The organism is Streptomyces sp. NPDC033270 (genome assembly GCF_055576575.1).
Genome location: NZ_JBVIRA010000023.1, coordinates 153,177 through 178,432, shown reverse-complemented (window position 1 = coordinate 178,432; position 25,256 = coordinate 153,177). Strand labels below are relative to the sequence as shown.

Annotated in this window: 23 protein-coding genes; 10 read left to right on the top strand and 13 right to left on the bottom strand. The window is 71.1% G+C overall.

Features of this window, described 5'->3' with window-relative positions; translation table 11 throughout:
* Positions 1-132: 132 nt before the first annotated feature.
* From ACZ5XZ_RS28665 to ACZ5XZ_RS28650, 4 genes are all read right to left on the bottom strand, one after another.
* Positions 133-1,341 (bottom strand): DUF5667 domain-containing protein, encoded by a 1,209-nt coding sequence (locus ACZ5XZ_RS28665; RefSeq protein WP_468983023.1) that lies wholly within the window; start codon positions 1,339-1,341, stop codon positions 133-135.
* Between the two features lie 296 nt (positions 1,342-1,637).
* Positions 1,638-2,426, bottom strand: coding sequence for an ECF subfamily RNA polymerase sigma factor, BldN family (locus ACZ5XZ_RS28660; RefSeq protein ID WP_384442130.1), 789 nt, complete (start codon positions 2,424-2,426; stop codon positions 1,638-1,640).
* A gap of 330 nt (positions 2,427-2,756) precedes the next feature.
* The gene (locus ACZ5XZ_RS28655) at positions 2,757-3,794 is read right to left on the bottom strand and encodes an HAD family hydrolase (protein ID WP_468983021.1); all 1,038 of its coding nucleotides are present in this window, start codon (positions 3,792-3,794) and stop codon (positions 2,757-2,759) included.
* 121 nt (positions 3,795-3,915) lie between these two features.
* Positions 3,916-4,194: a glutaredoxin family protein gene (locus tag ACZ5XZ_RS28650; RefSeq protein WP_468983019.1), complete on the bottom strand. Its 279-nt coding sequence runs from the start codon at positions 4,192-4,194 to the stop codon at positions 3,916-3,918.
* A gap of 334 nt (positions 4,195-4,528) precedes the next feature.
* Between ACZ5XZ_RS28650 and ACZ5XZ_RS28645 the strand changes: the two genes are divergently transcribed.
* The 4 genes from ACZ5XZ_RS28645 (at position 4,529) to ACZ5XZ_RS28630 (ending at position 9,432) form a co-directional block, all read left to right on the top strand.
* Positions 4,529-5,323 (top strand): redox-sensing transcriptional repressor Rex, encoded by a 795-nt coding sequence (locus ACZ5XZ_RS28645; protein WP_468983016.1) that lies wholly within the window; start codon positions 4,529-4,531, stop codon positions 5,321-5,323.
* Between the two features lie 73 nt (positions 5,324-5,396).
* Positions 5,397-6,761 (top strand): glutamyl-tRNA reductase, encoded by a 1,365-nt coding sequence (locus ACZ5XZ_RS28640; protein ID WP_468983013.1) that lies wholly within the window; start codon positions 5,397-5,399, stop codon positions 6,759-6,761.
* Positions 6,758-7,786: a hydroxymethylbilane synthase gene (gene hemC, locus ACZ5XZ_RS28635; RefSeq protein ID WP_468983012.1), complete on the top strand. Its 1,029-nt coding sequence runs from the start codon at positions 6,758-6,760 to the stop codon at positions 7,784-7,786. The genes ACZ5XZ_RS28640 and hemC overlap by 4 nt, the downstream gene beginning before the upstream one ends.
* Entirely contained in the window at positions 7,783-9,432 is a 1,650-nt protein-coding gene (locus tag ACZ5XZ_RS28630; protein ID WP_468983009.1) for a bifunctional uroporphyrinogen-III C-methyltransferase/uroporphyrinogen-III synthase, read from the top strand. Before hemC ends, ACZ5XZ_RS28630 begins: the two co-directional genes overlap by 4 nt.
* A gap of 76 nt (positions 9,433-9,508) precedes the next feature.
* Here ACZ5XZ_RS28630 and ACZ5XZ_RS28625 read toward each other — a convergent pair whose 3' ends face one another.
* Both ACZ5XZ_RS28625 and ACZ5XZ_RS28620 read right to left on the bottom strand, forming a co-directional pair.
* Complete coding sequence (locus ACZ5XZ_RS28625) at positions 9,509-9,769, bottom strand: DUF397 domain-containing protein (protein WP_468983007.1); 261 nt, start codon at positions 9,767-9,769, stop codon at positions 9,509-9,511.
* Positions 9,766-10,578, bottom strand: coding sequence for a helix-turn-helix domain-containing protein (locus ACZ5XZ_RS28620; protein ID WP_468983041.1), 813 nt, complete (start codon positions 10,576-10,578; stop codon positions 9,766-9,768). The genes ACZ5XZ_RS28625 and ACZ5XZ_RS28620 overlap by 4 nt, the downstream gene beginning before the upstream one ends.
* Before the next feature lie 147 nt (positions 10,579-10,725).
* Between ACZ5XZ_RS28620 and ACZ5XZ_RS28615 the strand changes: the two genes are divergently transcribed.
* From ACZ5XZ_RS28615 to ACZ5XZ_RS28605, 3 genes are all read left to right on the top strand, one after another.
* On the top strand, positions 10,726-11,184 hold the full coding sequence (locus tag ACZ5XZ_RS28615) for an ATP-binding protein (RefSeq protein ID WP_468983005.1): 459 nt from the start codon (positions 10,726-10,728) through the stop codon (positions 11,182-11,184).
* Between the two features lie 104 nt (positions 11,185-11,288).
* Positions 11,289-12,278, top strand: a complete 990-nt coding sequence (gene hemB, locus ACZ5XZ_RS28610; RefSeq protein WP_468983004.1) for a porphobilinogen synthase — start codon at positions 11,289-11,291, stop codon at positions 12,276-12,278.
* A 222-nt stretch (positions 12,279-12,500) separates the two neighbouring features.
* Positions 12,501-14,069 (top strand): CocE/NonD family hydrolase, encoded by a 1,569-nt coding sequence (locus ACZ5XZ_RS28605; RefSeq protein WP_468983001.1) that lies wholly within the window; start codon positions 12,501-12,503, stop codon positions 14,067-14,069.
* A 10-nt stretch (positions 14,070-14,079) separates the two neighbouring features.
* Here the strand turns inward: ACZ5XZ_RS28605 and bla are convergent, their stop codons facing one another.
* A complete protein-coding gene (gene bla, locus ACZ5XZ_RS28600; RefSeq protein WP_468983000.1) occupies positions 14,080-15,018 on the bottom strand; it encodes a class A beta-lactamase in 939 nt (312 codons plus the stop codon).
* A gap of 97 nt (positions 15,019-15,115) precedes the next feature.
* A complete protein-coding gene (gene argS, locus ACZ5XZ_RS28595; RefSeq protein ID WP_468982998.1) occupies positions 15,116-16,882 on the bottom strand; it encodes an arginine--tRNA ligase in 1,767 nt (588 codons plus the stop codon).
* Positions 16,883-17,069: 187 nt separating this feature from the next.
* Between argS and lysS the strand changes: the two genes are divergently transcribed.
* Both lysS and ACZ5XZ_RS28585 read left to right on the top strand, forming a co-directional pair.
* Entirely contained in the window at positions 17,070-18,842 is a 1,773-nt protein-coding gene (gene lysS / locus ACZ5XZ_RS28590) for a lysine--tRNA ligase (RefSeq protein WP_468982997.1), read from the top strand.
* 124 nt (positions 18,843-18,966) lie between these two features.
* A complete protein-coding gene (locus ACZ5XZ_RS28585; RefSeq protein WP_468982994.1) occupies positions 18,967-19,182 on the top strand; it encodes a hypothetical protein in 216 nt (71 codons plus the stop codon).
* A gap of 36 nt (positions 19,183-19,218) precedes the next feature.
* Here the strand turns inward: ACZ5XZ_RS28585 and ACZ5XZ_RS28580 are convergent, their stop codons facing one another.
* From ACZ5XZ_RS28580 to ACZ5XZ_RS28570, 3 genes are all read right to left on the bottom strand, one after another.
* Positions 19,219-20,457 carry a DUF2637 domain-containing protein gene (locus ACZ5XZ_RS28580; RefSeq protein WP_468982992.1) on the bottom strand — a complete coding sequence of 413 codons (1,239 nt, stop codon included), beginning with the start codon at positions 20,455-20,457 and terminating at the stop codon, positions 19,219-19,221.
* A 198-nt stretch (positions 20,458-20,655) separates the two neighbouring features.
* Complete coding sequence (locus ACZ5XZ_RS28575) at positions 20,656-21,369, bottom strand: DUF3558 family protein (RefSeq protein WP_468982989.1); 714 nt, start codon at positions 21,367-21,369, stop codon at positions 20,656-20,658.
* A 210-nt stretch (positions 21,370-21,579) separates the two neighbouring features.
* The gene (locus ACZ5XZ_RS28570) at positions 21,580-22,458 is read right to left on the bottom strand and encodes a hypothetical protein (RefSeq protein WP_468982987.1); all 879 of its coding nucleotides are present in this window, start codon (positions 22,456-22,458) and stop codon (positions 21,580-21,582) included.
* A gap of 162 nt (positions 22,459-22,620) precedes the next feature.
* Between ACZ5XZ_RS28570 and ACZ5XZ_RS28565 the strand changes: the two genes are divergently transcribed.
* A complete protein-coding gene (locus ACZ5XZ_RS28565) occupies positions 22,621-23,814 on the top strand; it encodes an RtcB family protein (RefSeq protein WP_468982984.1) in 1,194 nt (397 codons plus the stop codon).
* A 188-nt stretch (positions 23,815-24,002) separates the two neighbouring features.
* Here ACZ5XZ_RS28565 and ACZ5XZ_RS28560 read toward each other — a convergent pair whose 3' ends face one another.
* Both ACZ5XZ_RS28560 and ACZ5XZ_RS28555 read right to left on the bottom strand, forming a co-directional pair.
* A complete protein-coding gene (locus tag ACZ5XZ_RS28560) occupies positions 24,003-24,761 on the bottom strand; it encodes an SDR family oxidoreductase (protein WP_468982983.1) in 759 nt (252 codons plus the stop codon).
* Between the two features lie 81 nt (positions 24,762-24,842).
* Positions 24,843-25,178: a YnfA family protein gene (locus ACZ5XZ_RS28555; RefSeq protein ID WP_399146442.1), complete on the bottom strand. Its 336-nt coding sequence runs from the start codon at positions 25,176-25,178 to the stop codon at positions 24,843-24,845.
* Positions 25,179-25,256 lie beyond the last annotated feature (78 nt).

Below are 25,256 nucleotides of genomic sequence, written 5' to 3'. Positions count from 1 at the left end.
GGCAGACAGAACTACGCACACAACACCCCACCCCCCCCCCCCCCCCCCCCCCCCCCCCCCCCCCCCCCCCCCCCCCCCCCCCCCCCCCCCCCCCCCCCCCCCCCCCCCCCCCGCCGCGGCGGGCCGCCCGAGCTACTTCGGGAGGTCCTCGCCGTCGATGCCCAGGCGGGGGAGCAGGCCCGGGAGCAGCGGCGGAAGGGTGACGTCGGGCCGGCTGTCGGCTTCGTGGCCCTTGCCGCGGTCGTGCGGCGACGGGCTGCTGCCCTTGGCCGGCGGGTCGAGCAGTCCGCCCGTACCGCCGCCGAGCAGACCGCCCTCCTGGGACGGTGAGGACGACGGGCGCGGGGCGTGCGAGCCGCCCGTGTGCTGGCCGGAGCGGGCCTGGCTGTCGGACGGTGCCGGGCGGCCGTGGGAGCCGGAGCCGGTGCCCGCGGAGGCTGGCGTGTCGTGCGGGTGGTTCTTGCCGTCCGGGGTGGTGGGCAGCAGCGAACGCAGCGGACCGACCTCTTGGTCTATGGCGTCGAAGACCGAACTGACCTCGTCACGGACGTCCATGAGCTGCAGCGGGAGCCTGTCGCGCAGCTGCGACCAGGTGCTGCGATGGGACTTGGTGAAGGAGTTCAGCGCCTGGATGGGGCCGAGCGAGCCGTCGCGCTCGTACGCCTGGTGCAGCAGGCGGTGCCCCTCGCCCGCGTCGTGTTTGACGCCGGAGAGCGCCTTGCGGACCTCACCGAGGGACTCGTGGTCGAGGTCGGCGACCCGGCCCCGCTCCATCAGCCGGCGGGCCTCCATCATGCGGGTGGAGGCCTGGTCCAGATAGAGCCGGCCGCGGTCGGAGTCGTCGTCGGCCATGCCGAGCTTGAGGTCCTCCATGCCGCGTTTGAGGCCGTACAGGGAGTCGCCCGGGAGGGCGTCGGAGCTGGCGGCGGCGACGCCGCTGAAGGCTCCGGCCGCGACGCCGACCGTCAGACCGCCCGCGGCCAGCCCCTTGGAGAGGCGGGAGCGCGGCCGTAGCCGGCCGATCGATTTCGTGGCCCGGTGCGCGCCCCTGCGTTCACGCTGCTCGGGTGCCCCGGCGCCGTCGGACGGAGCAGCGCCTTCGGCGAAGGCGGACTCCATCGCGGCGAGGAGCTCTGCGCGCTGGACAGTCTTGACCTCGGTGGCCATCTCCGGCCTCGGGAGTTTCCCGAGGCCGTCGGCGACCGCCAACAGCCGTGCTTCGCCCGGCGCCTGCGCCGGATTGTCGACCTGGTCCTCGGCCGCCGCACCCTCGAGGACCTGGTCCTCCAGGGCCTGGGCGAAGGCGTTGGCCCGCCGGTGCACCGAGACATTCGCGATCACGGGCGGCACCTCCTCTCGTCATCCCGTTCGACTCCCCGGACTGGCTTTGACTATCCAGACGGACCGGACGGTTGCACGCCGACTGTCCACGGCCACTCGATCGAGTGAGAGGCAGCGGGCATGGCGTGACCGCATGGAGCCTGCATCCCGCACAACGAGCGGCTCGGCACTCGGGTTACGCACTCACGATGATCTGACCGACCGGTCATGGCCGGTCACCAAACGTGAGCGAGGAGGGGCGTGCGGGCGGTCGGAGAAGGGGGCGTACGGGGGTGGGGTGGGGCGGAGGGGGACGGTCAGCGGGCGTCTTCGGGCAGGAGGCGCGCCAGGGTGCGTACGGCGCGGTACTGGAGGGTCTTGATCGCGCCCTCGTTCTTGCCCATGACGCGGGCGGTCTCGGCGACCGAGAGGCCCTGCAGAAAGCGCAGCGTGACGCATTCCTGCTGCTGGGGGTTGAGCTTGCGTACCGCCTCCAACAGGGCGGCGTTGGAGAGGGATTCGAGGACCGAGTCCTCGGGGCTGCGCTCGACCTCGTTGGCGTCGAGCATCTCTCCGGTGGTGACTTCCAGGCGGAAGCGCGAGGACTTGAAGTGGTCGGCGACGAGGTTGCGGGCGATGGTCACCAGCCAGGCCCCGAAGTCACGGCCCTGCCAGGTGAAGGTGCCGATGCGGCGCAGGGCGCGCAGGAAGGTCTCGCTGGTGAGGTCCTCGGCCGTGGCGCGGCCGCCCACGCGGTAGTAGATGTAGCGGTAGACCGTGTCGGCGTACTGGTCGTAGAGGCGGCCGAAGGCCTCGGCCTCGCCGGCCTGGGCTCGTTCGACGAGGTCCATCATGCGACGGCTGTCGCTGTCGGCGGGGCGCCTGGCGGTGGTCGTGCCGGCGCCGGAACGGCGGGTCCGGCCGGCGGCGGGCTTGCTGACCGCGGCGCTCCCGTCGGCCAGGGCGTAGCAGTGTCCGGAGGTGGGGACGGCTGAGGCGAAAGCGGGGACGGCGTACGCGGTGGGGACGAAACTGCGCAGGTGGTCGACGAGTGTCGTACGCAGCGTAGCCAGGCCCGAGGCGTCAACCCCGACGTGTGGGTACACGGGACTCCCAGAGGCAGAGCTTCCATCACGTGCAGTGCGGGACCGTTCACTCGTCGTAGGGACGTGTGGGTTCCGGATTGCGTCTGAGGAGAATAACGCTTCGTACAGGCAGCGCTACACCCAGTTGCTCAAATCATCGATTACTTACGGTCCGTGCCGGGTTGGTGGCAGATCAAGTATCGAATACTGAGCAACTTTTGATCGGAAGGGTGTGCAATCTGCCTGGTTGGAGGGCGTGTTGTGGCTGACTGCAAGCAACGGGACTGACGGGGCGGCGGAGGGGGTAGGGAGGGTGGATGGCCCACGCCGCCGCCCGGCGATCACGCCTGGTCAGCGACGGCGGCGCTGCAGGGCGACCGCGGCGGCGGCACCGCCCGCGAGGGCGCCCACTCCGGCCGCCGCCGGGATGCCGATCTTGGCCGCCTTGCGGCCGGTGCGGTAGTCGCGCAGCCGCCAGCCATGGGCCCGGGCGTGCTTGCGCAGCCGGCTGTCGGGGTTGATCGCGTAGGGGTGTCCGACGAGGGAGAGCATCGGGATGTCGTTGGCGGAGTCGCTGTAGGCGGCGCAGTGCGACAGGTCCAGGCCCTCGGCCGCCGCCAGTGCGCGCACCGCTTCGGCCTTCGCCGGGCCGTGCAGCGGTTCGCCCACCAACTTGCCCGTGTAGACACCGCCGACGGACTCGGCGACGGTGCCCAGCGCGCCGGTCAGGCCGAGCCGGCGGGCGATGATCGTCGCGGTCTCGACCGGGGCCGCGGTCACCAGCCAGACCTTCTGGCCGGCGTCGAGGTGGGCCTGGGCGAGCGCGCGGGTGCCGGGCCAGACACGCTCGGCCATGTACTCGTCGTAGATCTCCTCGCCGATGGACATCAACTCGGCGACGCGATGGCCCTGGACGATGGACAGCGCGCTGTTGCGGACGTCCGCGATGTGCTCGGGGTTCTCCGAGCCGGCCAGCCGGAAGTAGATCTGCTGCCAGGCGAAGCGGGCCAGGTCGCGCTTGTGGAAGAAGTGCCGCTTGTACAGGCCGCGGCCGAAGTGGAAGAGCGCGGCGCCCTGCATGACCGTGTTGTCGAGGTCGAAGAAGGCGGCGGCGGCGGTGTCCCCGACGACCGGGAACTCCGGCTCGGCGGGGGTCGCCTCGGCGGCCTGCGCCTCCTCGGCCTCCTGTGAGGACTTGCGGGCGGCCTCGGCCGCGGCCTCGCCGGCCAGCACGCTGCGGGCCGTGGTGCGCTGTCTGCGGCGCGGGAGCCAGCCCAGCGGGAAGAGCGCCCCGGAGGGCCTCCAGCCGGACCGGCGGGCGGGAGAGGCGCCGGGCGGCGTCCCGTAGGGACTCCTGCCGGGGTGCTGGTCGGGAGACGGGAGGGACATGGCGCTAGCGTAGCCAGTTTGTTCGGGGGTTCCGGTTACGGGCGCGTGTCCGCGAGGCCTGGGGCGGCGGACGGTTGCGTTACGGCCATCCGCGAGCGGTTTCTGTTGCTGTCCGGGAGGCTCAGGCGCCCAGGGCCTTGCGCAGCCGCTTGGGGTCGACGCGCCAGAAGTCGTGCTGGGCGCCGTCGACCAGGACGACCGGAATCTGCTCCCAGTACTTGCGGTGCAGCTCGGCGTCCTCGGTGATGTCCTTCTTCTCCCAGGACGCGCCCGTCTCGGCGCACACCTGCTCGATCACCGCCTGCGCGTCGTCGCACAGGTGGCAGCCCGGCTTGCCGACGAGGGTGACCATCCGGTCGGCGGGGCTCTTGCGGGGGCTGCGGCTGAACAAGGGGGCCATGGGGCCCATTGTGCCGGGTCGCGGGCGGTGCTCCCGGGGGCGCGGGTCGACTACCATCGGTGGGCGATTTGTAGGTGTGTGGGGGTATAGCGGTGAGGAGTGAGGACCGGTGCTCCCGTCGGTGCTGCCGTGTTGCACGAGCGGCGCGAGTGAACGGTGTGACGTGGGAGTTGGTTCCGCGAAGGCCCGTAAAAGCCGCGTGACCCCCATCACTTTGGCCGGGCAAAACGGACACCATCTTTGTGCACGCGTTCACAAAGACATAGCCTGCAGTGGACAGGGCGGTCGGGTTCCGTACGGGCGCCCGCAGCCCCGCTCTACCCGCAGGAGCACCGTGGCAACTGGCCGAACTCACCGACCGGCGACCCGAAGCCGAGGGATTCCCGAGGCCACCGTCGCCAGGCTTCCGCTGTATCTGCGCGCACTGACCGCGCTCTCCGAGCGCTCGGTGCCCACGGTCTCCTCCGAGGAGCTCGCGGCCGCGGCGGGGGTCAACTCCGCCAAGCTGCGGAAGGACTTCTCCTACCTGGGCTCCTACGGGACCCGGGGCGTCGGCTACGACGTGGAGTACCTCGTCTACCAGATCTCGCGGGAACTGGGCCTGACCCAGGACTGGCCGGTTGTCATCGTCGGTATCGGTAACCTCGGCGCCGCCCTCGCCAACTACGGCGGCTTCGCCTCCAGGGGCTTCCGCGTCGCCGCGCTGATCGACGCCGACCCGGCCATGGCCGGTAAGCCCGTCGCCGGCATCGCGGTCCAGCACACCGACGAGCTGGAGCACATCATCGAGAGCAACGGCGTCTCGATCGGCGTCATCGCCACGCCGGCCGGGGCCGCCCAGCAGGTCTGCGACCGCCTGGTCGCCGCCGGCGTCACCTCGATCCTCAACTTCGCGCCGACCGTGCTGACCGTCCCCGACGGGGTCGACGTGCGCAAGGTCGACCTGTCGATAGAACTGCAGATCCTCGCCTTCCACGAGCAGCGCAAGGCGGGCGAGGAGGGCGGCTCCGAGGGCGGCGCCACGGGCCCGGCCGACCGTGCCGCCGCCGTCGGCGACGCCGCCGCCGCTGCCGTCACCGGCGACCGCAAGGGACCGGACGGGGACGTCCCCGCCGTGATGCCGGCATGAGCGAGCGCAGCGAGCGAATCATGGAAAGGTGCGTCACAGGCGCAGGCTGTGCCTCGCGGAGCGAGGTGCAAGCATGAGCCTTCTCGTTGTCGGACTGAGCCACCGCAGCGCGCCGGTGAGCGTGCTGGAGCGGGCCGCGCTCGTCCCGGAGGCGCGCGGCAAGCTGCTGCAGGACGCGGTGTCGGCCGAGCCGGTCACCGAGTGCGCGGTGCTGTCCACCTGCAACCGCATCGAGGTCTACGCCGACGTGGACAAGTTCCACGCCGGTGTCGCCGAGCTGTCCACCCTCCTGGCGCGCCACGGCGGTGCCGCCCTGGAGGAGCTCACCCCCTACCTCTACGTCCACTACGAGGACCGCGCCGTCCACCACCTGTTCTCGGTGGCCTGCGGCCTGGACTCGATGGTCATCGGCGAGGGCCAGATCCTCGGCCAGATCAAGGACGCGCTGGCCGTCGCCCAGGAGCAGCACACCGCCGGGCGTCTGCTGAACGACCTGTTCCAGCAGGCCCTGCGGGTCGGCAAGCGTGCCCACAGCGAGACCGGCATCGACAAGGCCGGCCAGTCGCTGGTCACCTTCGGCCTGGAGCAGCTGGCCGCCGGCCAGGACGTCGAGGCCTGGGCGCGCGGCAAGCGCGCGCTGGTCATCGGCGCGGGTTCGATGTCGTCGCTGGCCGCCACCACCCTGGCGCGGGCCGGTATCGGCGAGCTCGCGGTCGCCAACCGGACGGTGGCGCGCGCCGAGCGGCTCGTCGCGATCCTCACCGAGCCGGGCGGGCCCGGTGCCGGTGGGCTGCGCGCCCGGGCGGCGGCGATGAGCTGTGTCGAGCACGAGCTGGCGGTCGCCGACATCGTGGTCTCCTGTACCGGCGCCACCGGCCTGGTTCTCAACGGCGACCTGGTCGCGGGCGCGCTGGAGGGCCGCGAAGCGCCGCTGGCGCTGCTCGACCTCGCCATGCCGCGCGACATCGACGCCGCGGTGCACCGCATCGAGGGCGCGCACCTCGTCGACATCGAGTCGCTGGCCGACGCCTCCGCCGACGCTCCGATGGCGGCCGACGTGGACAAGGTGCGCGGCATCGTCTCCGACGAGGTCGCGGCGTTCGGCGCCGCCCAGCGCGCCGCGCACATCACCCCGACCGTGGTCGCCCTGCGCACCATGGCCGCGGACGTCGTCGCCGGTGAGATCGCCCGGCTCGACGGCCGCCTGCCCGACCTGGACGACAAGCAGCGCGCCGAGATCACCCAGACCGTGCGCCGCGTCGTCGACAAACTCCTGCACGCGCCCACCGTGCGGGTCAAGCAGCTCGCCAGCGAGCCCGGCGGCGCCGGGTACGCCGACGCGCTGCGCGAACTCTTCGACCTCGACCCCCAGACGGTTGCCGCCGTCAGCCGGGCCGACACGCGCGGCGGCAGCCACGATGCACGGGAGCGGTCATGAACGACAGCACTGACAGAGCCCTCAGGCTGGGGACACGGCGCAGCAAGCTCGCCCTGGCCCAGTCCGGACAGATCGCCGAGGCGGTGCGCGCGCTGACCGGCCGCCCCGTCGAGCTGGTGGAGATCACCACCTACGGTGACACCTCGCGCGAGCACCTCGCGCAGATCGGTGGGACCGGCGTCTTCGTCTCCGCGCTGCGTGACGCGCTGCTCGCCGGGGACATCGACTTCGCCGTCCACTCGCTCAAGGACCTGCCCACCACGCAGCCCGAGACCCTCGCCCTGGCCGCGATCCCCGTACGGGAAGACCCCCGTGACGCGCTGATCGCCCGGGACGGGCTCACCTTCGAGGAGCTGACCGCCGACCAGGACCGGATCGCCCGCATAGGCACCGGCTCCCCCAGGCGGATGGCGCAGCTCAACGCCTGGGCCAGGTCGCTGGGCCGGCGCGTGGAGACCGTGCCGATCCGCGGGAACATCGACACCCGCATCGGTTTCGTCGAGAAGGGCGAACTGGACGCGGTCGTACTGGCCGCCGCCGGACTCACCCGCATCGGCCGCATCGACGAGGCGACGCAGCTGCTGTCGCCCGACGTGGTTCTGCCCGCCCCCGGCCAGGGGGCACTGGCGATCGAGTGTGCTGCCGCGAACGCAGACCTCGTCGCCACGCTCGCCGAGCTCGACGACCCGGACACCCGGGCCGCCGTGACCGCCGAGCGTTCCCTGCTCGCCGCCCTGGAGGCCGGCTGTTCCGCACCCGTCGGGGCGCTGGCCGACCTTTCCCCAAGCTCTCGACTTCGCTCGAGCACGGGAGGCCCCAAGGCTGACGAGCAGGTTGTCACCGAATTGCACCTGCGCGGTGTCGTCGGCTCGACCGACGGCAGCACGCTGGTGCAGATGTCCACCACCGGGCACGTACCCGCCTCTCCCGACGATGTCTCGACCCCGCAGAACATGGGCCGTGAACTCGCCGCCGAGATGCTCGCGAAGGGTGCGGCCGGTCTTATGGGGGAGCGAGCACTTTGAACCCCACCGCCCCAAACCACTCCGCCTCCGGTCAGGTCACCTTCCTGGGTGCCGGGCCGGGAGACCCGGGTCTGCTGACGCTGCGTGCCGTGGAGGCGCTGGCCTCCGCGGACGTACTGATCGCCGACCCGCAGGTGCTGGACGTCGTGCGTGCGCATGCCCGCGCACACGTGGACACGCCACTGCAGGGGTCAGCTGACGAGGCGTCAATCCCCGCCGGTGTCCCCACCCTTAGGGACACCGCCAATCTTGTCATGGCGGCCGCCCGCGCGGGCAAGCGGGTCGTGCGTGCGGTCACCGGCGACCCCGGCCTGGACGGGAACGTCGCCGAGGAGATGCTGGCCTGCGCCGCCGAGGGCATCGTCTTCGAGGTGGTGCCCGGCATCGCGGCGGCCGTCGGCGTGCCCGCGTACGCCGGTGTGCCGCTGCGCGACGCCCAGGGCACCGACGTGCGCTTCATCGACGCCCGCTGCGCCGACGACCGCTGCTGGACGGAGCTGGGCACCAGCGACGCCACCGCGGTGGTCTCCACCACCCTCGACGCGGTCGCCGCGGCCGCCGGCGAACTGGTCTCCGCGGGCCGCAAGCCGGACACCCCGCTGACCGTCACCGTCGCCGGCACCACCACCCGCCAGCGCACCTGGACCGCCACCCTCGGCTCCATCGCCCAGGTGCTCAAGGCCGCCAAGGTGCTGCCCTCGGCCGACGGCGGCCAGCCGGTCATAGCCGTGGTCGGTGAGCGCAGCGCCGCCGCGCAGCGCGACCGCCTTTCGTGGTTCGAGTCCAAGCCGCTCTTCGGCTGGCGGGTGCTCGTGCCGCGTACGAAGGAGCAGGCCGCGTCGCTCTCCGACCAGCTCGTCTCCTACGGCGCGGTGCCGCACGAGGTCCCGACCATCGCCGTCGAACCGCCGCGCACCCCGCAGCAGATGGAGCGCGCGGTCAAGGGCCTGGTCACCGGCCGCTACGAGTGGATCGCCTTCACCTCGGTCAACGCCGTCAAGGCGGTGCGGGAGAAGTTCGAGGAGTACGGGCTCGACGCCCGCGCCTTCGCCGGGATCAAGGTCGCCGCGGTCGGCGAGCAGACCGCCAAGGCGCTGGTCGCCTTCGGCGTGAAGCCCGACCTGGTGCCGAGCGGTGAGCAGTCCGCCGCCGGGCTGCTGGAGGACTGGCCGCCCTACGACCCCGTTTTCGACCCGATCGACCGGGTCTTCCTGCCGCGCGCCGACATCGCGACCGAGACGCTGGTCGCGGGCCTGATCGAGCTGGGCTGGGAGGTCGACGACGTCACCGCCTACCGGACCGTGCGCGCCTCGCCGCCGCCGGCCGAGACCCGCGAGGCGATCAAGGGCGGCGGCTTCGACGCGGTGCTGTTCACGTCGTCGTCGACGGTGCGGAACCTCGTCGGCATCGCCGGCAAGCCGCACAACGTGACGGTGATCGCCTGCATCGGCCCGGCCACCGCCAAGACGGCCGAGGAGCACGGGCTGCGGGTGGACGTCATGTCGCCGGAGCCGTCGGTGCACAAGCTGGCCGAGGCCCTCGCGGACTTCGGTGCGGCGCGGCGCGATGCCGCGGTCGAGGCGGGCGACCCGGTCACCCGCCCGAGCGAGCGGCGGCCGGGCTCGCGCCGCCGGGCCCGTAGCTGAGCGAGGAAGAACGGAGGAAGGGCGCCCCTGTTGTGGGGGCGCCCTTCTTGTTGTTCCTCTCGCTGTTCCGACGCGGTCAGTGCTCGGTGGCGTACGGCAGGAAGTCGGCCCAGGTGGTGGGGGCGAAGGTGAGCTGGGGCCCGTCGGGGTTCTTGGAGTCGCGGATGTGGATGGTGTCGGGGCAGGTGGCTACCTCGACGCATGCGGGACCGTCGTCCGTGCTGTAGCTGCTCTTGCGCCAGGCGACTTCGACGCAGTCGGGGCCTTCGTCTGTGCTGTAGCTGCTCTTTATCCATGCCAGGGCGGAACCGTTCCCGACAGAGGGCTTGAGGGTCATGTCTCTCCCCGCACTTTCTCGATGAAGGCCAGCGACTCCCGTGGGGTGAGAGCCTGCGCTCGGATGATTCCATAGCGCATGTCGAGGACCTGGACCTGCTTCGGATCTGCGATCACGCGGCTGATCATCTGGACCTCGGAGTGCCCTACCGTGGTGCCGTCCTTGAGCCTGTACAGCCGGAACGAACCACCGAGGCCAGAGTTCTCCTCCCGGCTCAACGGCAGAACTTGAAGGTCGACGTTCCGCAACTGGCCGACTTCCAGGAGACGTTCAAGCTGCCGAAGCATCACCATTCTGCCTCCGATGAGGCGGCGCAGCGTCGACTCGCACTGCACAAAGCTGAAAACGGGTCGTACGGTCGAACCGTTCAGGACTTCTTGGCGACTCAAGCGGGCGGCTACCAGCTGCTCCAACTCGTCCTCGCCGAACGGGGGGCGGCGTGCGCCGAATACCGCCTGCGCGTACTCCTCGGTCTGGACCAGCCCTTCGATGACCGAGTTGTTGTACGCGCACAGCTCGACCGCTTCCGCCTCCAGCTTCTTCAGGTCCCGTACCTTCTTCGGGTACCGGATCTCCGCCACATCCGCCTTCAGCGCGGCGATCTTGCCGTTCGCCCCCAGGACCTCGTCCGCCCGGTCCAGGAACTCCGGCCGGGGGATGCGGCGTCCCCGTTCCACCGACGAGACCAGCTCCTCGCCGTACCCGATGGCCGCGCCGAACTCCGCCTGGGTGAGGCCGGCCGCCTCGCGCCACAGCTTCAACTGCCGTGCCACGGCCCGCATCACCGCCCCGGCCTCGTCGTCGTCCATTCCCGTGTCCCAGTCACCCACGTCCCTACCCGCCCTTCCTCGTCGCGCCGTACGTCCCCGGACAGGGCCGGAGCGCAGGCGGACGGTCACCGTCGGCACGGGCGCCGACCCTTCTCAGGCTAGATACGCGCGACCACGCTGTGTGACGTGAACCGACACATCACCCGAACCAGCAGTTCTGTTTGCGGCTCCGCCCCCTCTGCCCCGCCGCTGCGCTTCTGCGTACCGCTGTCCGCCACCCGTCGTGGTGCCCGGCTGGCCCGGTTGCTGGCAACGGAGCAGCTGCGGTCGTGGGGGATGGCGTACGACCCGGCCCGGCTGATCGTCGCCGAGCTCGCCGCGAACGCGGTGCGGCACGGCCGCGTCCCGGGGCGGAGCTTCCGCCTAGCCCTCGTGCTCACCCCGCCCGCCACGCTGCGTATCGAGGTGACCGACACCCGCCGGGAGCGGCTCCCGGTCCGCAGGCCCGTCGTCCGTGGCGCGCTGGCCGAGTCCGGCTACGGGCTGCTGCTCGTCGAGGGGTTGGCGGATCGCTGGGGTGTGGTGGAGGGGCCGGTTCCGTTGAAGACGGTGTGGGCCGAGCTCGACCTCGGGCCCGGTCACTGAGCGCGGGGCGGGGGCACCGCACCGCGCTCACGCCGTTTCCGCGGCCCCGGTGGCCGACGCGGCGTCGGCATGGGAGGGCGCGGGGCGGGCGTAGCGTGGGCGGTATGACGAAGTACGGAAGCTTTCCGGGGGCGCGGCCGCGGCGGCTGCGTACCACCCCGGCCATGCGAAGGATGGTCGCGGAGTACCGCCTGCACCCGTCCGATCTGATCCTCCCGGCGTTCGTGCGGGAGGGTGTCAGCGAGCCGGTGCCGATCAGCGCGATGCCGGGCGTCGTCCAGCACACCCGTGACACGCTGCGCAAGGCGGCCGTCGAGGCGGCCGCGGCCGGTGTCTCGGGAATCATGCTCTTCGGCGTCCCGCTCGACGAGAAGAAGGACGCCGCGGGGACGGCCGGTACGGATCCCGACGGCATTCTCCAGCTCGCCATCCGGGACGTGCGGGCCGAGGTCGGCGACGACCTCGTGATCATGTCGGACCTGTGCCTGGACGAGTACACCGATCACGGCCACTGCGGTGTGCTGGACGCCGAGGGCCGGGTCGACAACGACGCGACGCTGGAGCGGTACGCCGAGATGGCGCAGGTCCAGGCCGACGCCGGCGTCCACACCGTCGGGCCCAGCGGCATGATGGACGGTCAGGTCGGCGTCGTCCGCGACGCGCTGGACCAGACCGGCCACGAGGACGTCTCGATCCTCGCCTACACCGCGAAGTACTCGTCGGCGTTCTACGGCCCCTTCCGCGAGGCCGTCGGCTCGTCGCTGCAGGGCGACCGCAAGACCTACCAGCAGGACCCGGCCAACCTCCGTGAGTCGCTGCGCGAGTTGGCGCTCGACCTCGACGAGGGCGCCGACATGGTCATGGTCAAGCCGGCGCTGCCGTACCTGGACGTGCTGGCGAAGTTCGCGGACGCGGTGGACGTGCCGGTGGCGGCGTATCAGATCTCGGGTGAGTACGCGATGGTCGAGGCGGCCGCCGAGAAGGGCTGGATCGACCGCGACAAGGCCATCCTGGAGACGCTGACCGGCATCAAGCGGGCCGGGGCGAACATGATCCTGACCTACTGGGCGACGGAGGTCGCGCGGGGGCTGTGATCCATCGCCGGTGATCCGTCGGCTGTGCTCCGTCGACGGTGATCGTCGGCTGTGATCCATCTCGCCCGGCGTTGCTGTTTGGGGGAGTCGAGGTGCGCGCATTCATGATCGTGCGCAGCGGTTCTGCGCCTCGATTCCCCTGAAGAGAAGAGCACTTCGGACGTGTTACGTTCCCGCCTGGCCAGATGCGCGGTGGTTCCGGCCACCGCGCTTGCCATATCCGTGGCCACCCCCGCCGTCGCCGAGCCCCGGCCGTCGGCTCCGGCCGCCCCGGCCTCGGCCGCGGCGCCCTTCCAGCTGGTGAAGATCCCCGGCGTCAACGGCGACAAGCTGGACGGCGCCGTCTGGATCCACCCGGACGACGCGCCCCGCCCCGCCATCGTCCTGCCGTCCCCCTGGACGCAGGTGGGCTGGCACACCTACGCGGTCATGGCGACGAAGTACGCGCTGGCCGGCTACAACGTCCTGGCCTACTCCGCGCGCGGCTTCGGCTCCTCGGAGGGCGAGGTCGACGCGGGCGGCCCGCTGGACGTCCAGGACGGCTCCAAGGCGCTGGACTACCTCATCGCGCACGCACCGGGCCGTACCACCAAGGTCGGCTTCGCCGGCCTGTCGTACGGCTCCGGCCTCAGCCAGCTGATCGCCGCCCACGACTCCCGGGTGGACGCGGTCGCCGCGCTGAGCACCTGGGGCGACCTGGGCGCGTCGTTCTACGAGAACCGCACCCGGCACCTGGGCTCCGTACGGGCCCTGCAGCTCGTCGCGGGCAACGCCCGTCTCAGCGCGAGCACCCGCCAGGAATTCGCGGACCTCCTCGCCAACCGCAACATCCCGCAGGCGCTGGCCTGGGCGAAGCAGCGCTCTCCGCAGACGTACGTCAAGCAGCTCAACAAGCGCAAAGTTCCGGTCCTTTACGCCCAGGCGTGGCACGAGACGCTCTTCCCCGCCAACCAGTCGCTGAAGACGTTCAACGCGCTGACCGGGCCCAAGCGGATCGACCTGTCCGTCGGGGACCACGCCGGGCCGGAGATGACCGGCCTGGGGGGCCTGCCCAACCACGTCACCAACGACGCCAAGCGCTGGTTCGACCGCTTCCTCAAGGGTGAGCGCAACGGCATCGACACCGAGGGCCAGGTCAACAGCCAGGTGATGTGGAAGTACTGGCCCTGGCTGCGCGAAACCCGGCCCACCTGGGGGGCGTTCACCGAGCGCACCCAGCGCCTCAACCTGGCCGCACCCGGGCGCGAACGCACCGACGGCGTGCTGCGCGCCGCGCCGTCCACCGGCTGGCAGATGCCCCTCACCTCCGGCAAGGACACCACCGCGAGCGCCGCGGGCAAGATCGTCTTCGCCGCCGGCTACGCGGAGATGGCGGGCCTGCCCAAGACCTACCGGACCGACTCCATCTCCCGTGAGAACGCGGCCGTATGGACCGGCGCGCCCCTGGAGGCCACCACCCGGCTGCGGGGCGCCCCCAAGCTGCGGCTGACCTACACGCCCACCACGGCCGGGTCGACGATCATCGCCCACCTCTTCGACGTCGACGCCCGCGGCAAGGCGCACATCATCACCCATGCGCCGTTCACCTCACTGGACGGCCGCGCGGGCCGGCCCGTCACCGCCGAGATCGCCCTGCAGGCCGCCGCGTACGACGTCCCGCAGGGCCATCGGCTGATGCTGGTCGTCGACACCAAGGACCCGCTCTACGGTGACGCGAACGGCGCCGGCGGCACCCTCACCTTGGGCTCGCCCCAGGCCGCGCCGTCCTATCTGGACGTGCCGACCGGCTGACGCGGCGCCCTCAGCCCGCCACCGCCTCGGCCAGCACCCTGGTCACGTCCTCGATCAGCGGGTTGTCGTAGGTCGCGGCCTGGTCCGCCTTGCGGGTCAGCACCGCCAGCACGATCGGGGTGCCGTCCGCGGTCCAGGCGACGCCCACGTCGTTGCCGGTGCCGTACGCGCCGGAGCCCGTCTTGTCGGCGACCGACCAGTCCTCGGGCAGACCGGCGCGGAAGCGGTCGACGTTGGTCTCGTTGGCCTTCATCCACGCCGTCAGGCGGTCGCGGTCGGTGGTGGGCAGGGCGTCGCCCACCAGGAGGCGGGCGAAGGTGCGGGCGATGGCGTACGGGGTGGTGGTGTCCGTCCGGCGCCAGGGCTCGGCGGTGTTCAGCTCCGGCTCCCAGCGGTCCAGGCGGGTGACCGGGTCGCCGAGGGAGCGGGCGAAGGCGGTGACGGCGGTCGGGCCGCCGAGCTCGCGCAGCAGGAGATTACCGGCCGTGTTGTCGCTGGTGCGCAGGGTCGCGTCGCACAGCTCGGCGACGGTCATCCCCGTCGCGACGTGCTTCTTGGTCACCGGTGAGCCGTCGATCACGTCGTCGGCGGTGTAGTGGATGCGGCGCGCCAGCGTCTCGCCGTCCCGGTCGAGGTCGCGCAGTACGGCGGAGACGGCGAGCGCCTTGAAGGTCGAGCACATCGCGAAGCGGGTGTGCGCCCGGTAGGCGACGGTGGCACCGGTGGCGGTGTTGTGGGCGAAGGCCCCGACGCGTGCCCCGTGCGCACGCTCCAGGCGGCGCAGCGCGGCGTGCGGGCCGGCGGCGGGGGTGGCCGCGGTGGCGGGTGCGGCGCCTGCGGGTGCGGCGCCGGCGGCCAGGAATCCGGCCGCCAGGAGGCCGGCGCCCGCGCCCAGCGCGGCGCGCCGGCTCGGTGCGGAGTGCGTCGTGGGCCTGCTGTGCTCGTACATCGCTGGATGCCCTCCCCGGGAGAAAAAACGGCGCGGCCCCGTACAACACCGTGGTTGTACGGGGCCGTTCGCCTTCGGAGCCTAGGCGAGATATGCCTCAGAGGCGCTCGGGAGTACGGATTCCGAGCAGGGCCATGCCCTTGTGGAGGGTGCGGCCGGTCAGGTCGACGAGGAAGAGGCGGTTCTCGACCACCTCGACGGGGTTGTCGGCGCTGACGACCTGGCACTTCTCGTAGAACGCGGTCAGGTGCGAGGCGAGCTGGTACAGGTACGCGGCGAGGCGGTGCGGCTCGTAGGACGCCGCGGCCTCGGCGAGCACCTCGCCGAACTGGTCGAGGTGGAGGCCGAGGGCCCGCTCCGCCGGGTGCAGCGGCAGCTCGGGGTGGGCCGCCGGGCGGGTGTCGCCGGCCTTGCGCTTGATCGACTGGATCCGGGCGTAGGCGTACTGGAGGTATACCGACGTGTCGCCGTTGAGCGAGACCATCTGGTCCAGGTCGAACTTGTAGTCCCGGGACGGGGAGGTCGACAGGTCGGCGTACTTCACCGCGCCGATGCCGACGTACCGCCCGTTCTCGACGATCTCCGCCTCGCTCAGGCCCACCTTGTCGGCCTTCTCGCGCACGACCGCGGTCGCCCGCTCGACGGCCTCGTCGAGCAGGTCCTCCAGGCGGACCGTCTCGCCCTCACGGGTCTTGAACGGCTTGCCGTCCGCGCCGAGCACCGTGCCGTAGCCCATGTTGTGCGCGGTGACGTCGTCGCCGAGCCAGCCCGCCCGGCGGGCCGTCTCGAAGACCATCCGGAAGTGCAGGGACTGGCGGACGTCCACCACGTACAGCAGCGTCGTCGCGTCCAGGTCGACGACCCGGTTGCGGATCGCGGAGAGGTCCGAGGCCGCGTAGCCGAAGCCGCCGTCCGCCTTCTGCACGATCAGCGGCACCGGCTGGTCGTCCTTGCCGCGGATCTCGTCGAAGAAGACCACGAGCGCGCCCTCGGAGCGCACCGCGACGCCGGACTCCTCAAGGAGCCGCGCGGTCTGCGCCATCATGTCGTTGTACGCGGACTCGCCGACGATCTCCTCGTCGCGGATCTCCATGTCCAGCTTCTCGAAGACCGAGTAGAAGTAGACCTTCGACTCGTCCACGAACCGCTGCCACAGCTCGAGGGTCTCCTTGTCGCCGGACTGCAGGGCGACGACCCGCTTGCGGGCCCGCTCCTTGAAGCCCTCGTCGGAGTCGAAGACCGCGCGCGAGGCCTTGTACACCCGGTTGAGGTTGCTCATCGCCTGCTCGCCGTCGACGTCGGCCGCCGGGGCCAGCTCGCCGGGGTTCTCGATCAGGTACTGGATGAGCATGCCGAACTGGGTGCCCCAGTCGCCGATGTGGTGCCGGCCGATCGTCTTCTCGCCGGTGAAGTCGAGCATGCCGCGCAGCGCGTCGCCGATGACCGCCGAGCGCAGGTGGCCGACGTGCATCTCCTTGGCCACGTTGGGCTGGGCGTAGTCGATGACCGTGACGCCCGGGTTCTCCTTCAGCGGCACGCCGAGCCGGTCGCCGTCGGCGGCCCGCGCGGCCAGCGTCCGCACGATCGCCTCGTCCGCGACGGTGATGTTGAGGAAGCCGGGGCCGGAGACCTCGATCTCCTTGATCAGCTCGGCGGCGTCGATGCCGTCGACGACCTTGCCCGCCAGCTCCCGGGGGTTGCCCTTGAGCTTCTTGGCCAGCGCCAGCATGCCGTTGGCCTGGAAGTCGGCCCGGTCGCTTCGTCGCAGCAGCGGGTCGGCGGCACCGGCCTCCGGCAGGGCTGCCGAGAGGGCGTCCGCGACACGCTGGTTGACGGAGGCTGCGAGGGAAGGGACCGAGGCCATGAAGCTGCACTCTCTTCTACGAGGAGGTGTCGTTGGAGTGGAAAGGGTTTGCCAAGGAGTATCCCACGCCACTACCACTGAATTTCCGTACGGCGGGTGTCTGGGAGAATGGCACCAACAGGCTTTTGCGCGTCATCCGGCGCAAGAGGGCGCAGCCGGAAACCACCAGGAAGAGGAAGGGCCGATCGTGGCTCAGCAGAGCACCGAGACCGACTGGGTCTCCAGGTTCGCGGACGAGGTCATTGCCGAGGCGGAGCGCCGCGCCCCGGGCAAAATGACATCGGGTGCTTCCGCACCGGGCCTGGCGGACGCCTCCGCCCCCGTGATCGTCTGCGCCTCGGGCCTGAGCCCCTCCGGCCCGATCCACCTGGGCAACCTCCGCGAGGTCATGACCCCGCACCTGGTCGCCGACGAGATCCGCCGCCGCGGGTACCCGGTGCGCCACCTCATCTCCTGGGACGACTACGACCGCTACCGCAAGGTCCCGGCGGGCGTCGCGGGCGTCGACGAGTCCTGGGCCGAGCACATCGGCAAGCCGCTGACCTCGGTCCCGGCCCCGGCCGGCTCGGCGTACCCGAACTGGGCCGAGCACTTCAAGGCCGCCATGATCGAGGCGCTGGCCGAGCTGGGCGTGGAGTACGACGGCATCAGCCAGACCGAGCAGTACACCTCCGGCGCCTACCGCGAGCAGATCCTGCACGCGATGAAGCACCGGGCGAAGATCGACTCGATCCTCGGCCAGTACCGCACGAAGAAGTCCCCCGCGAAGAAGTCCCAGAAGCCCGTCGACGAGGCCGAGCTGGAGGCCGCCGAGGGCTCCGGCGCGGCGAATGAGGACGACGGCAGCGGCGGCTCGTCCGGCTACTTCCCGTACAAGCCCTACTGCGGGCAGTGCGAGAAGGACCTCACCACCGTCACGTCGTACGACGACGAGACCACCGAGCTGTCCTACACCTGCACGGCGTGCGGCTTCGGCGAGACGGTCCGGCTCAGCGAGTTCAACCGCGGCAAGCTGGTGTGGAAGGTCGACTGGCCGATGCGCTGGGCGTACGAGGGCGTGGTCTTCGAGCCGTCCGGTGTCGACCACTCCTCGCCCGGCTCCTCCTTCGTCGTCGGTGGCCAGATCGTCCGCGAGGTCTTCGACGGCGCCCAGCCCATCGGCCCCATGTACGCCTTCGTCGGCATCAGCGGCATGGCCAAGATGTCCTCCTCCAAGGGCGGGGTGCCCACCCCCGGCGACGCGCTGAAGATCATGGAGGCGCCGCTGCTGCGCTGGCTCTACGCCCGCCGCAAGCCCAACCAGTCCTTCAAGATCGCCTTCGACCAGGAGATCCAGCGGCTCTACGACGAGTGGGACAAGCTGGCCGGCAAGGTCGCCGAGGGCACCGCCCAGCCCGCGGACGAGGCCGCGTACGTGCGGGCCGTCGGCACCGCGGCCGGCCCGCTGCCGACCACCCCGCGCCCGCTGCCGTACCGCACCCTGGCCTCGGTCATGGACATCACCGCCGGGCACGACGAGCAGACGCTGCGCATCCTCAGCGACCTCGACCCCGACAACCCGGTCACCTCGCTGGACGTCACCCGGCCCCGGCTCGACCGTGCCGAGTACTGGATCACCACCCAGGTGCCGGCCGACCAGCGCACCGTCGTCCGCGACGCGCCCGACGAGGAGCTGCTGGCCACCCTCGACGAGCAGGCCCGCGGCTCGCTGCGGCTGCTGCTCGACGGCCTCGACGAGCACTGGTCGCTGGACGGTCTGACCACCCTGGTCTACGGCGTGCCGAAGGTCCAGGCGGGTCTGGAGCCGGACGCCAAGCCGACTCCGGAGCTCAAGGCCGCCCAGCGCGCGTTCTTCGCGCTGCTCTACCACCTGCTGGTCGGCCGGGACACCGGGCCGCGGCTGCCCACTCTGCTGCTGGCCGTCGGCGCCGACCGGGTGCGCAAGCTGCTCGGCGGATGAGCCTGCGGCGACGAGCCGTTGCCGCTGAGTCGTAGACGCCGTCTCGGGCGTGCGACTCAGGGGTGAGAAGGGGTTCGGCCCCGGGGAGGAGGATCCCCGGGGCCGAACCCTTCACGATGGAGCCATGAGGGGATTCATCGGCTCCATCGTCATGATCCAGGGTGCGGTGGGCTTCATCGGGCAGATGTTCTTCGACGGCGCCTGGGGCCTGCTGCCCCACTGGGTCGAGCTGCCGTCGATCGCCTACGTCGGCGTCTTCGCGGCCGGCGCGGCGCTGGCCGTATGGGGCGACGTGGACAAGAAGCGCCGGCAGAAGCGGGCGGAGCCGGGGGCGGCCTGAGGGCCGGCCGGCACGGTCCGGCCCTCCGCGTGCGCGTTACGCGATGTGCTCGTCCATCAGCTCCGCGTTGAGGCGGTCGCTGAACTGGTCCATGTAGCGGTTCAGCTCCCGCGCCCGCATACGCATCCCGTACTGCGCCTCCAGGTTCGCCGCGAACGCGCCCGGTGTCGGCATGCCTTCGCCCTCTATCGAGCGCCGGAACACCTGGTACAGGTCCTCATCGGTCGGGGCCGCGGCCGGCGCCTGAGCGGGCTGCGGGTCCGCCTCCGGGATGCCCTTGCCGAGCGGGCGCGTGCCCCCCGCACCGGTCGGCACCGGCACCTGCGGCTCGGGCTCCGGCGCGCGGGGCGCCGGCACCGGGACCTGCTCGCGCGGCGGCACCTGCTGGTACTCGTCGTACGCGGGCTGATGCTCGTTGTGCGAGGGCTGGTGCTCCGGCTCCGGGACGTAGTCCGGGTCGTAGTCGCCCTGATACGTCACCTGCTGCGGCGCCGCGAACCACTGGTTCGGCAACGCCTCGGCCGGCTCCTGGGCCCTCGGCTCCAGAGCGGGCGCCACGGACTGCTCCGGCGCCGGGAGTACCTGTGGTTCGATGCCCGCCGCGGCGAGCCCCGCGGGAGCGGTCTCCGCCAGCGGCACACCGTACCGGGCGAGCCGCAGGGGCATCAGGGACTCCACGGGAGCCTTGCGACGCCAGCCCCGCCCGAATCGCGAACGCAGGCGCGCCTGGTACACGAGCCGTTCCTGCTCCAGCTTGATCACCGCTTCGTACGACCGCAGTTCCCACAGCTTCATCCGCCGCCACAACAGGAACGTCGGGACGGGCGACAGCAGCCAGCGCGTGAGGCGCACACCCTCCATGTGCTTGTCGGCCGTGATGTCGGCGATCCGCCCGACGGCGTGCCGGGCGGCCTCGACGGTGACGACGAACAGCACCGGGATGACGGCGTGCATGCCCATGCCCAACGGATCGGTCGCCACCGCGGCGTTGAACGCGACGGTCGCCACCGTCAGCAGCCACGCCGCCTGCCGCAGCAGCGGGAAGGGCATGCGGATCCAGGTCAGCAGCAGATCCAGCGCGAGCAGGACGCAGATGCCCGCGTCGATGCCGATGGGGAAGAAGTAGGCGAAGTCGCCGAAGCCCTTCTTGATGGCCAGTTCACGCACGGCCGCGTAGGAGCCGGCGAAGCCGATGCCGGCGATGACCACCGCGCCGGTGATGACGACTCCGATGAGTATCCGGTGCGTGCGCGTCAGCTTCAGTGGCTCGGCCACCCGAGAACCCCTCCTAGTCGGTCTTTTGCGAGCGACAGCCTGGCATACGCGTACGGGCGAGCGGGTGGCGGTATGAAGGGGGCCGGGTCACGATTGGGCTCTCGCACGGTGACCCGCACGCGGACGGGACGGCGCAGGGCCCGCACCGTACATCGGTGCGGGCCCTGTGTGGCTGAGGCGGCCGGGCGGCGCGCTGCGTCAGGCGTTGGCCTTGGTGGCGGCGGTGACGGCTTCCTTGGCGGCGGCCTGGGCCTTCTTGAGCAGGTCCTCGGCCTTGGGGGTGTCCGCACCGGCCAGGCCCGCGCCGTTGTAGTTGATGGTGACGACGATGTTGGACAGGCGGGCGACGACCGTCGTGTTCCTGAAGTCGTTGCCCTCCTTCTTCACGTTGTAGGTGATCGCGGTGGAGTCGTCGCCGATGCCGGACGTCTTGACCGTCTTCAGCTTCTTGGCGCCCTTGACGGCCTGACCGGCGGAGACCTGCTTGGTGTAGAACTCCGTGGCCCGCTTCTCGGCGGAGCCGACGCCCGGCTCGGAGTCGTAGCGCTGGTAGCCGATGTCCAGCCAGCGGAACTGGGTGCCGTCGACGCCCTGCTCGTCGGAGCTGTTCCAGGAGCAGGTGCCGTGCACGGAGTTGTCCGTGGACTTGCCCTGCTCGCCGGAGGCGTCCTTCACCTTGGGGAGCATCTTCTTGATGGTGCCCTTGGCGAACGCCTGGCACGGGTTCGGCAGCTGCTTGTACTTCGCGGGCTCGACGGTCGGCGACGGCTTGCCCGCCTTGCCGGAGGCGGACGCGGAGGAGGAGGCGTCACCGGAGCTGTCGCTGTCCGAGCCGGAGCAGCCGGCGACGAGCAGCACCGGTACTGCTGCGCAGGTGAGGAGGCTGGCGAGGCGCTTGGCTGAACGGTGCATGGTTCCTTCGCTGTTCGTCGTCGTCGGTTCGGCCCGGCCCGGCCGTGGGGTCGGCCGTGCGGGCCGCCCCGCCGCGCGTACGGGGCAGGGCTAGACGGCACGGTACGCGGCGCGGCGGGGTGTGTGACCGTTTCGTGTCGATGAAAAGGAAGGGCGAATCGGTCATTCGGGGACTTGGGGCGACGGTTGGGGTAATTCGCCCAATGCGGACTATTCGCTGAGGCTCTCGACCAGCTCGCCGGCCAGCGAACGGGCCTTGTCCTGCAGTTCCTGGCTGTCCGGCAACATCGCCTTGTCCGTGGACCACTGGTCGTACGCGATCGTCACGATGACGTTCGACGTGCGAAAGACCACAGTGACGTCACGGTGTACGCCGGAGTCCGCGGTGGCCAATTTGTCATTGAGGAACGCCGCGTCCCCCAGGTCGTCCAGCACGCGCGGAGCGGTCGAGCCGCTCGGGTCCGCGCTCGGTTCGGACGCCTCGGACGCTTTGCCCTGCTTGCCCGACTTTCCGTCCTTATCGACCTTGTCCGTCTTACCGGCCTTGTCGGTCTTGTTCGCCTCGGCGTCCTTCGCCTTCGCGGTGGAGGGGGGCGGGGTGCCCGGCGACGCCGAGCCGGTGGCGCCGGCCGGGATCTGTGCGGCCAGCTCCTTGGCGTCGTAGGTCTCCTGCGCCTTGTCGTCATCGCTGACCGCGGAGTCGTAGGAGACCACGCGCTGGATGTCGAGGGTCAGATGGCGGGTGCCGGCGGTGGTCTCGCGGGTCCAGTGGCAGCCGACCCGGCGGTCGGTGTCATAGGTGATGTCGGCCTGCCCGCCGTAGAGCTTGTCGGCCTCGGTGCCCGAGACATGCTGGCCGTCACCGGGCAGCATGCCGCGCACGGTGCCGCGCGCGGGCAGGCCGCAGGCCTCCGGGAGGGTCTGGTAGCGGCCCGGTTCGGCGGCCTGGCTGGCGGCGGTGGCGTCACCGCTCTTCGCGTCGGCGGCGCCACCGTCGGTGCCGGAGCCGCCGGTGCAGCCGGTGAGGCCGGCGGCCAGCGCCGCGGCGGCCACCAGTGCGGCACCGGGTACGAACGGCTTTCGTGGCATCGTTCGCGGCTCCTTCCCCTGGGAAATGTGGTTGCCGCCGGTCGGCGGCCGATGGACACAATGTCTATCGCACGTTTTGCCGCGCACGCCGGTCCGGCGTCCAAGATCGTATATCTTGTCCGGCTTTTGCGTTTTTCATGTTTTCGGGGGAATGAGGAAGTTATGTCGTACGTCGAGGTACCCGGTGCGCAGGTACCGATCCGGATGTGGACGGACCCGGCCACAGTCGAGGACGTCGCGATGCAGCAGCTGCGCAACGTCGCCACACTCCCGTGGATCAAGGGCCTGGCCGTGATGCCCGACGTGCACTACGGCAAGGGCGCCACGGTCGGCTCGGTGATCGCGATGCGCGGCGCGGTCTGCCCCGCGGCGGTCGGTGTCGACATCGGCTGCGGGATGAGCGCGGTGCGGACCTCGCTCACCGCCAACGACCTGCCCGGCGACCTCTCCCGACTCCGGTCGAAGATCGAGCAGGCGATCCCGGTGGGCCGGGGGATGCATGGCGATCCGGTCGACCCGGGGCGGCTGCACGGCTTCCCGACCGCGGGCTGGGGGGACTTCTGGGCGCGCTTCGACGGGGTCGCCGATGCGGTCAAATTCCGTCAGGAGCGGGCCACGAAGCAGATCGGAACGCTCGGCGGGGGCAACCATTTCTGGGAATTTTGTATCGATTCTGATCAGTCTGTGTGGATCATGTTGCACTCCGGATCGCGCAACATCGGCAAGGAGCTGGCCGAGTACCACATGGGCGTGGCCCAGAAGCTTCCGCAGAACCAGGGCCTGGTCGACCGTGACCTCGCCGTCTTCATCGCGGACACCCCGCAGATGGCCGCGTACCGCAACGACCTGTTCTGGGCGCAGGAGTACGCCAAGCACAACCGCGAGATCATGATGGCGCTGTCCCAGGACGTGGTCCGCCGGGAGTTCAAGAAGGCCAGGGTGACCTTCGACGAGGTCATCTCCTGCCACCACAACTACGTGGCCGAGGAGCAGTACGACGGCATGGACCTGCTGGTGACCCGTAAGGGCGCCATCCGGGCGGGCAGCGGCGAGTACGGCATCATCCCGGGCTCGATGGGCACCGGCTCCTACATCGTCCGGGGCCTGGGGAACGCCGCGTCCTTCAACTCAGCCTCGCACGGCGCCGGCCGCAGGATGAGCCGGAACGCCGCCAAGAAGCGGTTCTCCACACGGGATCTGGAGGAGCAGACGCGGGGTGTGGAGTGTCGCAAGGACTCCGGAGTGATCGACGAGATCCCGGGCGCCTACAAGCCGATCGAGAAGGTCATCGATCAGCAGCGGGACCTGGTGGAAGTGGTCGCCCACCTCAAGCAGGTCGTGTGTGTGAAGGGCTGAGCCGCGGCGGCACTCGGGCTGACCGGCGCTCGGGCTGACCGGCTCTCCGGCTGACCGGTGGGCCGGTCGAGGGGACCGGACCGGCCGGACCGCCGGCTCGGGGCAGGACGTCGGCCATCGCTCCGCCGCCGGTGGCCATGCCGCCGCTCGGCTTGGGCGGGGCGAAGGGGAGCCGCGTCGGACAGGCCCTAAGAGGAGCGGTGCACTTTGGTGTTGGAGGCCTGGGCGCGGGGCCGGACCACCAGCAGGTCGATGTTGACGTGGGCGGGACGGGTGATGGCCCAGGCGACGGTGTCGGCGACGTCCTCCGCGCTGAGCGGCTGGTCGACGCCTTCGTAGACCTTGGCGGCCTTGGCGGTGTCGCCGCGGAAGCGGGTGGTGGCGAACTCGTCGGTCTTGACCATGCCGGGGGCGACCTCGATGACGCGTACGGGCTCGCCGCACAGTTCCAGGCGGAGCGTTTCGGCGATGACGTGCGCGCCGTGCTTGGCGGCGACGTAGCCACCGCCGCCCTCGTAGGTGCCGTGGCCCGCGGTGGAGGACAGCACGACGACGGTGCCCTCGCCGGAGGCGGTGAGCGCGGGCAGCAGCGCCTGGGTCATATGGAGCACGCCGAGCACATTGACCTCGTACATGGCACGCCAGTCGGCGGGGTCGCCGGTGGCGACCGGTTCCGCGCCGAGGGCGCCGCCGGCGATGTTGACCAGGACGTCGACGGAGGGGAGACGGCCGAGGTCGGCGGCGAAGGCGTCGACGGCCGCGCGGTCGGTGACGTCGAGCGCATAGGCCCGGGCGTGCGGGAGTTCGGCGGCCAGCGCCTCGATCCGGTCCTTGCGGCGGGCGGTGAGGACCACGTGGTAGCCGGCGGCGGCCAGCGCCCGCGCGGTCGCGGCGCCGATCCCGCTGCTCGCTCCGGTGACGACGGCGGTTCGGGCCTCGGCGGTCATGGCGCTCTCCTTGGGGCGGTGGGGTCCCTGCCCGCCCCCCTCCGCTGCGGGGGCGTGCGGAGCCAGGATATGCGGGCCCGGTCAGCGGCTCCTGGGGGCGTACATGATCACTGCCATGCCGGCCAGGCAGATCAGCGCGCCGATGACGTCCCAGCGGTCGGGCCGATAGCCGTCGGCGACCATGCCCCACGCCAGCGATCCGGCGACGAAGACACCGCCGTACGCGGCGAGGATGCGGCCGAACTCGGCGTCCGGCTGGAGGGTGGCGACGAAGCCGTACACCCCGAGAGCGAGGACTCCGGCACCGATCCAGGCCCAGCCCCGGTGCTCACGGACGCCTTGCCACACCAGCCAGGCGCCGCCGATCTCGAAGAGCGCGGCGACGGCGAAGAGGGCGGCGGAACGGGCGATCAGCATGAGGAGAGCCTAGGCATGAGGAGACCCTCGGGAGGACGGGCGGGGGCCGGCGCGGGGCGGCTGTCGGTGGGGTGTGAG